This is a genomic window from Camelimonas sp. ID_303_24, from assembly GCF_053543495.1.
This window is the reverse complement of record NZ_JBLLJM010000007.1, coordinates 92,888-106,238: the sequence shown is the minus strand read 5'-3', so window position 1 is coordinate 106,238 and position 13,351 is coordinate 92,888. Positions and strand designations below refer to the sequence as shown.

The 13,351-nt window shown below is 64.8% G+C and carries 13 protein-coding genes; 4 read left to right on the top strand and 9 right to left on the bottom strand.

The window, feature by feature from the left end:
- Positions 1-59: 59 nt before the first annotated feature.
- Positions 60-1,643, bottom strand: coding sequence for an arylsulfatase (locus tag ACERNI_RS09505; RefSeq protein ID WP_448833151.1), 1,584 nt, complete (start codon positions 1,641-1,643; stop codon positions 60-62).
- Positions 1,644-2,039: 396 nt separating this feature from the next.
- Between ACERNI_RS09505 and ACERNI_RS09500 the strand changes: the two genes are divergently transcribed.
- The 3 genes from ACERNI_RS09500 (at position 2,040) to ACERNI_RS09490 (ending at position 4,376) form a co-directional block, all read left to right on the top strand.
- On the top strand, positions 2,040-3,044 hold the full coding sequence (locus ACERNI_RS09500) for a SphA family protein (RefSeq protein ID WP_448833046.1): 1,005 nt from the start codon (positions 2,040-2,042) through the stop codon (positions 3,042-3,044).
- A 151-nt stretch (positions 3,045-3,195) separates the two neighbouring features.
- A complete protein-coding gene (locus tag ACERNI_RS09495; protein ID WP_448833045.1) occupies positions 3,196-3,441 on the top strand; it encodes a DUF3302 domain-containing protein in 246 nt (81 codons plus the stop codon).
- On the top strand, positions 3,438-4,376 hold the full coding sequence (locus tag ACERNI_RS09490) for an efflux RND transporter periplasmic adaptor subunit (protein WP_448833044.1): 939 nt from the start codon (positions 3,438-3,440) through the stop codon (positions 4,374-4,376). The genes ACERNI_RS09495 and ACERNI_RS09490 overlap by 4 nt, the downstream gene beginning before the upstream one ends.
- A gap of 309 nt (positions 4,377-4,685) precedes the next feature.
- Here the strand turns inward: ACERNI_RS09490 and ACERNI_RS09485 are convergent, their stop codons facing one another.
- The 6 genes from ACERNI_RS09485 to ACERNI_RS09460 all read right to left on the bottom strand — a co-directional run bounded on the left by ACERNI_RS09485 (position 4,686) and on the right by ACERNI_RS09460 (position 10,053).
- Positions 4,686-5,477, bottom strand: coding sequence for an SDR family NAD(P)-dependent oxidoreductase (locus ACERNI_RS09485; RefSeq protein ID WP_448833043.1), 792 nt, complete (start codon positions 5,475-5,477; stop codon positions 4,686-4,688).
- 43 nt (positions 5,478-5,520) lie between these two features.
- Positions 5,521-5,703 (bottom strand): hypothetical protein, encoded by a 183-nt coding sequence (locus ACERNI_RS09480; RefSeq protein ID WP_448833042.1) that lies wholly within the window; start codon positions 5,701-5,703, stop codon positions 5,521-5,523.
- A gap of 42 nt (positions 5,704-5,745) precedes the next feature.
- On the bottom strand, positions 5,746-6,912 hold the full coding sequence (locus ACERNI_RS09475; protein ID WP_448833041.1) for an acyl-CoA dehydrogenase family protein: 1,167 nt from the start codon (positions 6,910-6,912) through the stop codon (positions 5,746-5,748).
- A 117-nt stretch (positions 6,913-7,029) separates the two neighbouring features.
- Positions 7,030-8,091 (bottom strand): acyl-CoA dehydrogenase family protein, encoded by a 1,062-nt coding sequence (locus ACERNI_RS09470; RefSeq protein ID WP_448833040.1) that lies wholly within the window; start codon positions 8,089-8,091, stop codon positions 7,030-7,032.
- A 1-nt stretch (position 8,092) separates the two neighbouring features.
- Entirely contained in the window at positions 8,093-8,932 is an 840-nt protein-coding gene (locus ACERNI_RS09465) for a CaiB/BaiF CoA transferase family protein (RefSeq protein WP_448833039.1), read from the bottom strand.
- A 338-nt stretch (positions 8,933-9,270) separates the two neighbouring features.
- Entirely contained in the window at positions 9,271-10,053 is a 783-nt protein-coding gene (locus ACERNI_RS09460) for an IclR family transcriptional regulator (protein WP_448833038.1), read from the bottom strand.
- 151 nt (positions 10,054-10,204) lie between these two features.
- Between ACERNI_RS09460 and ACERNI_RS09455 the strand changes: the two genes are divergently transcribed.
- On the top strand, positions 10,205-11,035 hold the full coding sequence (locus ACERNI_RS09455; protein WP_448833037.1) for an SDR family oxidoreductase: 831 nt from the start codon (positions 10,205-10,207) through the stop codon (positions 11,033-11,035).
- A gap of 78 nt (positions 11,036-11,113) precedes the next feature.
- On the opposite strand, the gene ACERNI_RS09450 is transcribed toward ACERNI_RS09455, so the two are convergent.
- Together ACERNI_RS09450 and nikR are read right to left on the bottom strand one after the other, a co-directional pair.
- A complete protein-coding gene (locus ACERNI_RS09450) occupies positions 11,114-12,346 on the bottom strand; it encodes an MFS transporter (protein WP_448833036.1) in 1,233 nt (410 codons plus the stop codon).
- Positions 12,347-12,763: 417 nt separating this feature from the next.
- Entirely contained in the window at positions 12,764-13,177 is a 414-nt protein-coding gene (gene nikR, locus ACERNI_RS09445; protein WP_448833035.1) for a nickel-responsive transcriptional regulator NikR, read from the bottom strand.
- Between the last annotated feature and the right edge of the window lie 174 nt (positions 13,178-13,351).

Sequence of the window (13,351 nt, the reverse complement as noted above, 5' to 3'; positions counted from 1 at the left end):
GCCCTCATGACTGGGAGAAAACAACGCTGGCCGCCCAACTGGGGCGGCCAGCCACATCATTACTGTTCCAGTCCGCGCTTCCTGAACGACTCGTCGATTTTCCTGTCCACCTGGGCGCGGATGCCGTCGATGCTGAAGCTGGCGGGCCGCTGGCTTGGCGGATAGTCAACGAACGTCTGAAGGAACGCGGCGGACTTCATCACGCCATTGACGGTGAGGTAGGCGTTCTCGACCCGCCATTGATCGTAACCGCTGCCGGAAATCTCCGCATGCTCATAAGGATCCATGCGCAGATTGAACATCTTGGGCAAACGCAATTTGGTGAAGGGATGCGCCCAGATGTCGAGCTGGCCCGGCTGCTCCTGTTTCTCGAACACAAATTTCCAGTCGCCCGTGCGCACAGCGACAAGATCGCCATCGTCGTTAAAGTAGAAGAAGTCCGTGCGGGCGCTCTTGTCTGTCTTGCCGGTGATGTAATCGAGCTGGTTGAAACCATCGAGGTGGTTGCGGAACGTGGCCTGGCTGCCCTTGGGTTGCCAGCCCTTCTGCAAGCGCTCCTTGACGTCCGTGTCGCCAGCGGCCGCCAGCAGGGTCGGGAACCAGTCAAGCCCGGAGACAATGCCATTGCTGATTTCGCCGGGTTTGACCTGCCCAGGCCAGCGGATCATCGCCGGCACGCGGAACGCGCCCTCCCAGTTGGTATCCTTCTCCGAGCGGAACGGCGTCGTCGCCGCATCAGGCCAGGTGAAGGCGTTCGGACCATTGTCAGTGGTGAAAATGACGATGGTGTTCTTTGAAACGCCCATGTCGTCCAGAGCTTTCAGCAGCTTGCCGACGTTCTGGTCCATTTCCCACATGCCATCGGCGTATTCATTGCCGGGCATGCCGCTCTTGCCGCGAAATTCCGGACGCACATGGGTGAAAATGTGCATGCGGGTGAAGTTCATCCAGGTGAAGAACGGTTTGTTGGCCTTGGTCTGCCGTTGCATGAAGTCGATCGCGGCGCCGGTGGTTTCGTCGTCAATCGTCTCCATGCGCTTGCGCGTTAGCGGTCCGGTATCCTCGATCTTGCCATCCGCCGAGGTCTTGAGCACGCCGCGCGGCTGATACGCCTTCAGGAACGCCGGATTGTCCTTCGGCCAGTATGGGCGCTCCGGCTCCTCTTCAGCATTCAGGTGGTAGAGATTGCCAAAGAACTCATCAAAGCCATGGGCGGTCGGCAGGTATTCATCCCGATCTCCCAAATGGTTTTTGCCGAACTGTCCCGTGGCGTAGCCGTGTGATTTGAGCGCCTGGGCAATGGTGATGTCGCCCTTCTGCAAACCGACCGAGGCGCCAGGCATGCCCACCTTGCACAGGCCGGTGCGCAGGCAGGCCTGGCCGGTAATGAACGTGGATCGCCCGGCGGTGCAGCTGTTCTCGGCGTAATAATCCGTGAACATCCGGCCTTCTTTGGCGATCCGGTCGATGTTGGGCGTCCTGTAGCCAACGAGGCCGTGGGTGTAGGCGCTGATATTGGACTGGCCGACGTCGTCGCCAAAGATGACAAGAATATTCGGGGGCGCGGAGGCTGGAGCCTGGGCCTTCGCCCCGCTGGCTCCAAGACCAACGACGATAGCCGTCGCAGCCGCCGCCAGAAACATATGTGGTTTCATGGGACAGAACTCCTGCTCGTGGAAGCGCGCCCATAAGAACCAACCGGGCCCACAAACAGGGGCTAACGACGACGCGCGCCGCCAGGTTGGCACAATGGCGAGGGCGGCGCCATTGTATGTCCCGCAGCTCCGTGGCCGCCCCCGCCGAACAGCGGTTGGGCGCCAGCGACAACCTTTGGCTGCATAGCCGGCCGTTCCACAACAAGAAACTGGCGGAAAAGGGAATTTTTTCACAACCCCTCCCCGGCCAACGGCCACCAGACGCTACGCCCGAACGTCAAATCTCGCCCTTCACATTTTTGTGCGGTTCTATCGGTTTCTTTTTGAAACTCACATGATGGCGACCATGCAATCTCTTCTACACGACTGACCGCAAGGAATACGATGAAAGCGCGCCCCAAATTGCTCGCCGGCGTTGCGACGTGTCTTTGCATTGCTGGCGCAACCCAGGGCGCCCGCGCGACGGAAAGCGGCGCCAGCCTGTATGTCCCGGGCTTCAAAAGCGCCACGTCCGGCATTGTGCCGCCGCCTGGTTTTTACTTCGAAGCGGATCTGTATTCTTATTCCGGCCGGCTTTCAGCGGGCAAGAGCACCCAGTTGGGCGGCGCCGTGCTGGCCAATGTCAAGGTGCAGGCGCGCGCAGGGTTTTTGACCGCCACGTGGGTGACGCCAGCGGAAATTCTCGGCGGCAATCTTGGCTTTGCCGCCACCTTGCCGATAGGCGACGCGCGGGTGAGCGCCGGCGCCCTTGTCGCCGCCCCCCGGTTCGGCCGGGTGCTTGGCGACAAAATGCGGGATTCCGATTTTCTGGTCGGCGATCCGGTGCTGACCAGCTTCATTGGCTGGCACAAGGGCAATTTCCACTGGCAGATTGGCGCATCAGCCAGCATTCCATCCGGCTCCTATCGCGACGACGCGCTCTCGAACCTGTCCTTCAACCGGCTGATCGGCGACATCTACGTGGCGGCGACCTGGCTCGATCCGGCCATTGGCCTGGAGGTGTCCGGTTCGGCCGGCTATGAAATGAATGGCCGGAATTATGCGACGCAATACAGCAGCGGCAATGCTGTCCACGCCGATCTCGCCATCAGCCAGTATCTGAACAAGGAGCTGTCCATCGGCTTTCTCGCCGCGCACTACCAGCAGGTGACGCGCGACAGCGGCGCCGGCAACCACCTCGGCCCCTATCGCGGGCGCACCACCGCCGTGGGCGGAACCATCTCCTATACGTTCAACGTGGCGGGCGCGCCGATCTCGACGCGGCTCAAGATCTTGCGCGAAGTCAAGGTCGAGAACCGCGCGCGCGGTACAATTGCGCTTCTCACCATCGCAATGCCGCTTGGCGCGCCGGCGGCGCCTGGAGCAACGCCCGCCGCGCAAGGCGACTGAACGCCAGCACGGATTACGGCGTCGCGCTCCTGGCGTGATCCGCGACGTGGGCGCCGCCGGTTTTGATCTGGCCCTGTTTCGGCCATGGCGCGCGACGCGGGTGAGGCAGGCCACATTAGCACAACCGCCTCCCGGCGGCCCGGAGACTATCATGAGTGGACTTGATATCTTCGCCTGGATTGTCCTGATCGTGCTTGCTGCCAGCGCAATCGCCGTTTTCTGCATTGCCGGCTGGTTGCCTGGCCACATCGCCAGCCAACGGGGCCACCCCAATGCCCAGGCCGTCCGCGTGGCCGGCTGGGTCACCCTGTTCTTCGGGTTCGCGCTGTGGCCGCTGGCGCTGATCTGGGCCTATGTGGACGCCCCCGCCCCCGGTTCACGGGAGGCCGGCCGATGATTATCTTTCTGCTGAACGTCTACCTGGTCATCCTGTTCATTATTGTGAAACTGGGGCTGGTTCGTTTCAACCTGTTCTGGAAGTGTTCGCCATTCATCGTGTTGCTGCTGCTGGTGGTGGGGCTGTTCATCCCCATGGGCTGGGGCGCGCCATCCGGCGCGACGCTGCTGGGCCGTCAGTCCGTCGCCATCGTGCCGGACGTCGCCGGCGAAGTCATCGAGGTGCCCGTGCAACCGAACGCGCCCCTGAAAGCCGGAGACGTGCTGTTTCGCATTGATCCGGCGCCTTATGAGGCGCAGCTGAAAGCACTCCAGGCCCAGGTGGCGCTGGCGGAACTGCGGCTGGCGCAAATGCAACACCTGCAACGCGCCGACACGGGGCGGGCCTTTGATGTCCAGCAACGGGAGGCGGAGGTGAAGCAGTTGCGCGCCCAGCAGGACGCCGCCCAATGGAACCTCGACAAAACCGTGGTGCGCGCGCCCGCCGATGGCTTCGTCACCAATGTCGCCCTGCGCAAGGGCGCCCGCGCGTCAAACCTGCCCCTGTCGCCGGTGATGGCGTTTATCGATACGTCCACGCCGTATCTCGGGGTGACGATCAGCCAGAATGACGCCCGCTATATCGCCCCGGACCAGATGGCGGAAGTAACTTTCAGGTTTCTGCCTGGCCAGATCTTTTCCGCGAAAGTGGAGAGCGTGCTGCAGGCAGTCTCCGCTGGCCAGACGCAGGTTTCCGGCGTCGCCGTCACGCCGCGCGCCCTGGAGGCGACCCCGTTCGTCGTGAAGCTGATCCTCGATGACGCGGGCGTCGCCAGCAGACTGCCGGCCGGCAGCGTCGGCTCCGCGGCGATCTATACCGATCACGTGGTCGCCAGCCATATGGTCCGGAAGGTCCTGCTGCGCCAGGAAGCCATCCTCAACTACATCCTGCCCTGAGCGCTTGCGGCGGTCAGCGGCAGACGGATCAGTGCATGGAGCGCCGGAGTTGTCGCCAGCGCTCCATGCCCATGCGACCAGCGTCCGCAGGCATCCATGCCAGGTCAACGCTGGCGCCGTCGCATCGGTGACCTGAAACGCCAGAACGCTTTCCGATCAGATCAGACGGAAACGTCTGATACCAGAATGCGAAGATGCTGACGCATCCGCATTCTGAATTGCCCAAGCGCCGCACGGGCTTCACCAAGGCCTCCAGGGCGTTGCCCGGGCTTGACCCGAACCCGATGAACCGGGTTTGCCGGCCTGGCATTACAGCGCGAACGAATAGCCGCCATTCACCGGAATGGTCTGGCCGGTGACCCAGCTGCTGGCGTCTGAGGCGAGCAGCAGCGCCATGTTGGCGACGTCATCGGGTTCGCCCATGCGGCGGATGACATAGTGGCTGAGCATCTTCGCCGCCATTTCAGGATTGCCGGCCCGGGCCGCGGCAACGCCCGGCGTGTTAATGGCGGCGATGGCGATGTTGTTGGCGCGGATATTGTGGCGGGCCAGGGTCCTGGCCATGGCGCGGGTCAATCCGGCGGCGCCGGCCTTGGCGCCTGAATAGACCTCAAGACGCACCTCGCCCATCCGGCCCGCATCGGAAATGATGGTGACCATACGGCCATCCTGCTTTTCGATCATGCCCGGAATGACAGCGGCGCACGCGTTGAGCACGCCATAAAAATTCACGCCAATGAACGAGTCCCAGTCGGCCCGGTCGGCCTCCCAGAACGGCTTGCGGGCGCCGCCGGTTGGCGTGGCCCCGGCATTGCCGGCATTGTTCACCAAAATGGTCACCGGACCGAACTTCTCCGCCCCCTGCGCCACCATGCGGTTGACGGCGTCGCGGTCGGTGATGTCGGCGGCGACGGCCATGGCCTCTCCGCCAGCGGCGGTGATTTCCCTGGCGACCTCATCCGCCCGCTCCGCGAAGTAATCATTGACGATGACCCTGGCGCCATGCGCGGCCAGATGCATGGCGATCTGCCGGCCGACATTCTGGCCGGCGCCCGTCACCAGCGCGGCATGCCCGGAGACACTGAGGATATTGTCAGCCATGATCGTGCGCTCTCCCTGAGTTGTATTTTAATTTGCGTATGAACTAACTGAATTTATTATCGCCGAGATACTGGTTACACAGCGCCCTCCTGTAAAACTTCCCGATGGGCAGGCGCGGCAACGCGTCCATAAAGACGATTGTGCGCGGCTGCGGGTCGCGCGCGACCTTGCCGTCAAGGAATGCGAACAGCCTGCCGGCCATGGCGGCGTACTGGCTGGCGGACATGGCGAACCTCCTTGCGACGCGCAGCGGAATGGATGGCGGATGTCAGCGCAGGCCCAGCCCCCGGGCGATAATGCCGCGCAGCACCTCCGTGGAGCCGCCCTGGATGGTCAGCTTGGGAGCGGCCTTCAGATAATACGACAGCCGCTGCCCGAACTGCTCGCGCCTGTCGTCATCGTCGCCGGGCGGGATCAGCGCCGACAGCGCGCGCGCCCGTTGCGGCAGGGCCTGCTCCCAGAGCGTGCCGAGATCCTTGACGATCGCCGCCTCAACAACGGGCTCACGGCCCTGCTCCAGCATGCCGGCGACCGAAACAGACATGCGCCGCAGGGTGTGAAGCTGCGCGGTCAGCTGGCCAAGACCGGCTGCGACGCGCACATCCGGCGCCGCCCCGGCGATGCGCGTCAGGCCCGCGAGCGCTCCATACGTTTCCAGAAACCGCTCCGGCCCGCTCCGTTCGTAAGCCAGCTCGCTGGTCGCCTGCTTCCAGGCCCCGTCGATTTCGCCAATGACATGATCGTCCGGAATAAAGACATCCGTGAACGCCACCTCGTTGAAATCACGGTGGCCGGTCATCATGCCAATGCGGTTGCAGACAATGCCAGGCGTCTTCATGTCGATCAGGAAGGACGTCAGGCCGTGCCGGCGATTTTCCTTTGTCGCGGGCGCGGTGCGGAACAGGCCAATCATGTAATCGGCCTGGTGGGCGTTGCTGGTCCAGATCTTGCCGCCATTGAGCAGCCAGCCGCCGCCCGTTCGCGTCGCCCGGCTTTGCACCGCGAACAGGTCCGATCCCGCGCCAGGTTCGCTCATGCCGATGCAGAAGCAGAGTTCGCCCCGCACGGCGCGCGGCAGGATGCTCTGGCGGATCGCCTCGCTGCCATAGCGTATCAGGGTTGGGCCACTCTGGCGGTCGACAACGAAAAACCGGCGCGTCGGCGCCCGGGCGACGCACATCTCCTCGGTGACGACGTAACGCTCCAGGAAGCTGCGTTCGCCGCCGCCGTATTTCTTTGGCCAGGTCATGCCGATCCACCCGCGCTCGCCAACCCGGCGGGCGAAGGCGTCGGCGTTGGCGGATCCGGCTTCAGGATTGTCAGGATCGAAAACGCCTCTGGCGATTTCTTCGGCAAGGAAGGCGCGCACTTCCTGGCGCAATTCCTGACAGCGCGGCGGCAGGCGAAGCGGGTCAAAGCGGAGCGCGGTTGTCATGGATTTGTCCCCTGGAGCGCAATCCGTTCACGCGGAGGCGGATGTTGCCATATCTGTTTGAACCAACGCGTTTTTCGCACGCGAAACGGCGGCCGGCCCGCTGGACAACGCTTCCTGTCAGCGTGAAGCCAGCAGCGGCCAGAGCCGCTGGTCGCCGCCAGCGGCGACAAACTGGCCAAGCCGGACGCTCCACCAGGTTTCGTTGCCGAAATCATCGCGCCAGCCGAGCGCGCGCAGCGTGAGCCGGTGCAGGACATGCGCGTCAGTGAAACCGATCGCGCCATGCACCTGGTGGGCGATGGCGGCCCCGGTTTCCGCGGCCTCGCTGGCCCGGATCCTGGCCGACGCCGCCTCCAGCAACGCCGCCTCGCCCGTGACGCCCGTTTCGCTGATCGTGTCGGCCGCCGAGGCGGCGACAGCAACGGCGGCGGCAACCTCGCCGCCCAGCCTGGCGAGGTTGTGCTGAACGGCCTGAAATTTGGCGATCGGCTTTTCAAAGGCCACCCGGTCCATGGCATAGCGGACCGACAGGGCGAGCATGGTCTCCAGGGCGCCGGCGATCTGCTGGGCGCGGACGACCGCCCCCATCAGCATCAGGTCCTCGACAGCAAGGTCCACGGCCCCGACCCGAACGGGAACCACGTCGGTGAATGTCACCGTATTGGCGGGATCGCCGCCGAGGCCGGAGCCTGGCGTAACCTCCGCGTCAGCGGCGCGGACAAGCGCAACGGCCATGCCGTCCGGCCCCCTGGCCAGCACGGCGACATGTCCGGCTTCGGCGCCGAACGGAACCGCGCGGGCGACGCCGCCAAGGCGGCCCCGGGCGTCGATGGTCAGGGGCGCGCCATCGGGCGTTGCCGGGGCCACGGTCATGGGACCAGCCGGCGCGTCGAGGTTGGCCTGCGCCAGCAGCCATCCGGCCAGCATGGTCTCCGCCAATGGAGCCGCCAGCGCTGCCCGGCCGGCGGCCCGCAACACGCCGAATGCCTCCGCCATGGGCGCGCCAGCCCCGCCCAGCGCTTCGGGAACCCAGGCGAACGTCAGCCCCGTCTGCTCCAGCTCCGGCCACAGACGCTGTTTCCAGGCGTCGGAACGCGACAGGATAATGGTCTGCGGATCGGCAAGGGCGGCGAGCATCCTGTCCGCCATCTCCACGATGAAACTGTCCGTATCCGCCATGTTATTTTCCTGATGAAGCCCGGCCAGCGCCGGCGACCTGCGGTTCGGGAAGCGGGCCGATCACGCCTTCCGCCCGCAGCGCGGCGATCTCGGCTTCCGGCATCTGCAACTCGTCGGCCAGCACCGCGTCGGTAGCGGCGCCGAGCCGGGCCGAGATCGCGCCTGGCAAACCATCCGCGCCATGAAAGCGGATGGGATTGCCCGGCGCGACAATGCGCCCATGTTCCCGATGGTAGATCCATTCCAGCATGCCGCGCCCGTGCATATGCGGATCGTTGACGACCTCGACGAGATCCCGCACCGGCGCCGACGGCGCCTTGCGCCGCCGCAGGACCTCGCTGGCCTGCGCCCGGGTGAGATGCTTCATCCAGCCGGCGATCAGCCCGTCGGTTTCCTCAAGATGGCGGACGCGGGCTGTGCGCGTGGCGAAGCGGGGATCATCGCGCAGGTCCTCCCGGCCCATCGCCGCCAGCAAATTGTCCCAGTGGACGTCCCGGACGCCAATGATGGCGATATGGCCGTCGCTGGCCGCGTAGACGTTATAAGGCGCGACAGCCAGTCCGCCATGGCGGTTACCGGTGCGCGGCGGCGCGGCGCCATTGTTGTAGAAAAAGGTGAGGTTGGAGGCGAGCGTCGGAAACAGCGCTTCCTGCATCGCCACCTCAACCAGCCTGGCGACGCCGGTGAACTGGCGCTCGTAAAGCGCCGTGACAATGCCAGCGTAGAGATGGGTTCCGCTGAGAAAATCCGCCAGCGCCGGCCCCGCCTTCACCGGCGGCCCATTGGGGAAGCCAGTAACGCTCATGACGCCATCAAACGGCAGATTGCGTCGGGTCGCCATAAGGCGCTCTCCTTCACGAAATGGAGCGGGCGCACCGCCGCCGCTCACCGACGGGCGACGCCGATCCGAAGCATATTTTTTGGAGAAAATGCCTTCCTGGCGCAAAAACAGCCGCCAGTTTCCGGCGCGACCAGAAATCGGACAAAAATCCGCCAGTCAGAGACCTTATCTGGCCTCAGATTCACTACATGATGCGGTTTTTACGCAAGGTCAGCCTGCGTCTGCATACATTTGCAGCCATTCACAATGCCGCTCCCCATCGGCGTCTGTGTGTTTTGATGTTGGCGGCAGCATGGGGCGAAGCGGCAGGCAAATCCACTTCTTTCAGATCACTGTGGTCATTTGCACATATCTGAAAATTGCCCGGCAAGATCATCTCCCGGCAGAAACCGGGCGATGCCGGCGCGCATGGCGGTGAGAATGCGATCCTGCTTCTCCAGCAGCCGCGTGGCCGGACCGCCAACCCCGACCGTCAGCAACCGCCCATGTCGCCGCTCGGGCAACAGCATGCCAATCACCCCGGCTCCCTCTGTCACGACATTCAGCGAGATGACATGGCCGGCGGCGCGGATCTCGCGCAGGCGCTGCATCAGATCGCCAAAGACGATGCGCCGTGCGGGATCGTCCTCCTCGATATTGATCCGGCGCACCAGCCTGTCGACCGCTTCCTCCGGCCGGGCGGCGAGAATGAGCTGGCCAAGGCCCGAGCGGGCCAGCGGCCTGAGCGTTCCCGGACGCATGGAAAACTGGATGGCGTGCGGCGACGGCGCGACATGGACATATTGCATGTAGAGGTCGCTCTGCGTGCCGATGATGACCGTCTCTTCCGTCTCCCGGTTCAGATATTTGATGAGCGCCATGATGCTGCCCTCGCCAAACAGCGCCCCCTGAACCCAGCCGCCGAGTTGCACGATGCGCATGGTCGGCATGTAGGTGCGCGTATAGCGGTCGTAATCAAGGTAGCCGAGCGTCACCATGCTCTTGAGCAGGGCCGAGGCGCTCGACACCGGATAGTCAAAGTGGCTGGAAACATCTTTCAGGCTCAGCGGCCGCTGCACGACGTCGAAATATTCGATGATGGCGAACAGCCGTCGCGCGGTTTTGATGACGTCATCCGGCATGAAAGGCTCGCCTGTTTCATTTTCACATCCATGAAACATTCATGCGGAATGGCGCGCAAGTATCCTCCCTGCGCTGCCGGCGCTATGACAGAGCGAAACGCCGGCAGCGCCCCCTGCGCAAGGGCCAAAGATAAAATCCGGGAGGATTGCCATGTTTCAGCCTGATCTGCTCGCCGGCAAGCGCGCGCTGGTCACTGGCGGCGGCACCGGCCTTGGCCGCAGCATCGCCCGCCGTTATGCGGAGCTAGGCGCTTCCCTGGTGTTGTGCGGACGCCGGCGCGCGGTGCTGGAAGCGACGGCGGCGGAGATCACGGCCGAAACCGGCGCGCGGGTCGATGTCCATGCCTGCGACATCCGCTCCGGCGAGGCGGTCGAGGCGATGATGGAGCAGATCTGGCGGGATGGCCCGCCCGACATTCTCGTCAACAACGCCGCCGGCAATTTCCTGGCGCGCACCCATCTGCTGTCGCACCGCGCCGTCGACGCCGTGCTGAATACGGTGCTGCATGGCGCGGCCTATTGCACCATTGGCTGCGGCCGGCGCTGGATCGAAGAGGGACGGCCCGGCGTCGTGCTCAACATCCTGACCCTGTCCGCCCTGCAGGGCGCGCCGTTCACCGCGCCATCGGCCATGGCCAAGGCCGGCGTGCTGGCGATGACGCGCAGCCTCGCTGTCGAATGGGGCCGGCATGGCATACGGCTTGTGGCCGTGGCTCCGGGCTCTTTCCCGACGCCGGGAGCCTGGAAGCAGCTCATGCCCGAGGAGCGTCAGAAAGCGCCGCTCGAGCGCTCCATTCCGCTCGGCCGGCATGGCGAGCACGCCGAGCTGGCCAATCTGTGCGCCTTCCTGGCGTCGGGCCAGGCCGGCTACATCACCGGCGAAGCGGTCGTGATCGACGGCGGCAAGCGCCTCCTCGGCGGCGCCGGCCCCAGTGAACTGCTGGCCTGGACCGACGCACAATGGGACGCCCTGCGCGCCTGAGCGTCTGACCGCCCGCGACGGCCAGGGCCAGCAGCATCTGGCCCGATTGCCCGACCCGTTTGGCTGGCGGGGGCCCCGTCAGGCCGCCCGCAACTCCGGCGGCCGCGACGGCCGGATGAGCGCGTAGGTGATCTGGACCACGCCGCCGGTGAGCCCAAGCGCCACGCCCACCCGCCAGGCCATGTCGTAGGAGCCAAGCGCGTCATACAGCAGGCCGCCGCCGAACGCCCCGAGGAAGCTGCCGAGCTGGTGGACCATGAACGACAGGCCCTGGATCATGGCCTGCCAGCGTATCCCGAACATTTCGGCCACCGCGCCCGCCGCCAGCGGGCTGACGCCCAGCCAGAGGAAGCCCATGATGGCGCCGAACAGCAGCGTCGAGCCTGGCGTCGGCGGCAACATGAAGTACCAGGCCAGGGTCAGCGAACGCAGCACATAGATCAGGCCAAGCAGGGCGAGCTTGTTCCAGCGCTGGCCGGCCCAGCCGAAAAACAGGCTGCCAAGCACATTAAACCCACCGATCATGCCCAGCGTCTGGGCGCTCAGCATCGGGTCCATGCCGCAGAGCGTCAGATAGGACGGCAGATGGGTCGTCAGGAACACCAGCTGCATGCCGCAGACCATGAAGGCGACGCTCATGACCACGAAAGACATGTTGCTGTAGGCGATTTTCACCACCGTGAACGGACTGACCGCGCCAAGCTCATTCGCCGACGGCTTTGGCAGCGGGATTTTGTCGACGCGGCCGGCGTACCAGCTCGCCGGGATCATCAGCAGCGACAGGACGACGAAACCGGCCAGACCAGCCCGCCAGCCAAAGCTGTCGTTGAGCATCTGGCCGAGGGGCGCCGAGACCAGCGCGCCCAGCGAGCCCGCCGCCGAGACGATGCCGAGCACGGTTGAGCGCACGGATTCCGGCACGGCGCGCGTGGTCACCGACATGCCGATGCCCGTCGCCGTGCAGGCAAGCGAGGCCCCGATCAGCACGCCGCCGCCAATGGTGACGCTGAGCATGCCATGCGCCGTGGCCAGCAGCACAAGGCCGGCGCAGTAGAACAGTGAGCCAACCACCATGATGGTCCGGAAGCCGTGCCGCACTGTCAGGGCGCCGGCGATCGGCTGCAGGAACCCCCAGGCCAGATTCTGCACCGCGACCGCGAGCGTGAAATCGGACACCGAGATGCCAATGTCCCGGGTCAGCGGCTGCATGAAAATACCAAGGCTCTGCCGCAGGCCCATGCTCAACGTCAGCATGACGGAGGCGCCGATCAGGATAGGTAATGTGGGACGCAGAACTTGCAGCAACGCCATCGTTTCAGTTTCCCCCGGGAGGCCGGCAGCCAGTATCTGCCGCCGCGCCACGCCATGCTTCGCGCACGTCTGTTTTCAGTTGCCATGGGAACAGCACAGCAGATCCCATGTTCAACGGTCCAGAATGCACCCGCGCGGGGAGGATACAACATCAGTATTTGCAGGGGGGCAGCGCGGCGGAAGCATTCCTGCCACGCCATATTGCTGTCAGGCGCACGATATCCGCCAACCGCCCGGATCTGTCAGGACGACCGGCATGGCCCGGAAAGAGCGGGCGCGCGCCTGCTGCGCCGGCGATCCGCAATGGCTTCTTTGACGGTCAGATCCCGGCAGACGTAACGCGCCAGGCGCCAGCCGGACGCGCCAGTTCCTGATTGCATGGCGCCGCGATCGTCGCGCGCCGCCCGGGTCGACGCGTCATGCGTCGCCATCACTGCGGGGAATGAGCTGCAACTCCCCGTGCTCAACCGATTTCTGCGCAATGATGCCATCGGCGAAATGGCGAACCTCTGCGATAGCCCCCTTGAGAACACTGACTTCAAGGCATCGGCCCGCATCAATATGAACGTGCAGGGACGCCACGGAAATATCGTGGTGGTGGTGGTGCGAGCTGGTCAGGCGTTTCGCCAGATCACGGGCCTCGTGGTCATAGACATAGCTCAGCACGCCAAAGCACGCGCCCGCTTCGCCCTCGCCAAGCGCCGCCTCCTTCAGGCCCGCGCGCGCCAGATCCCGCAAGGCTTCGGAGCGGTTGGGATAGCCGCGCCGGCGCATCATGTCGTCAAGTTCGGCCAGAAGATCGTCGTCGATGGTGATGGTGATCCGTTGCATGCCCGCCCCGTCTCCTTGCAGACCAGTGACCAATGCCCCGCCCGCGCAGCTCCGGAACGTTACCGGATCAGCGCCAGAACAGGCGAGAGCCCCCAACGCGGGAGCCTGGCCGTATCCCGTGCAGAGCCGCTGGCGAACCTGCGGGGTTCGCGACCGGCTGCCGGCGTCGCGCAC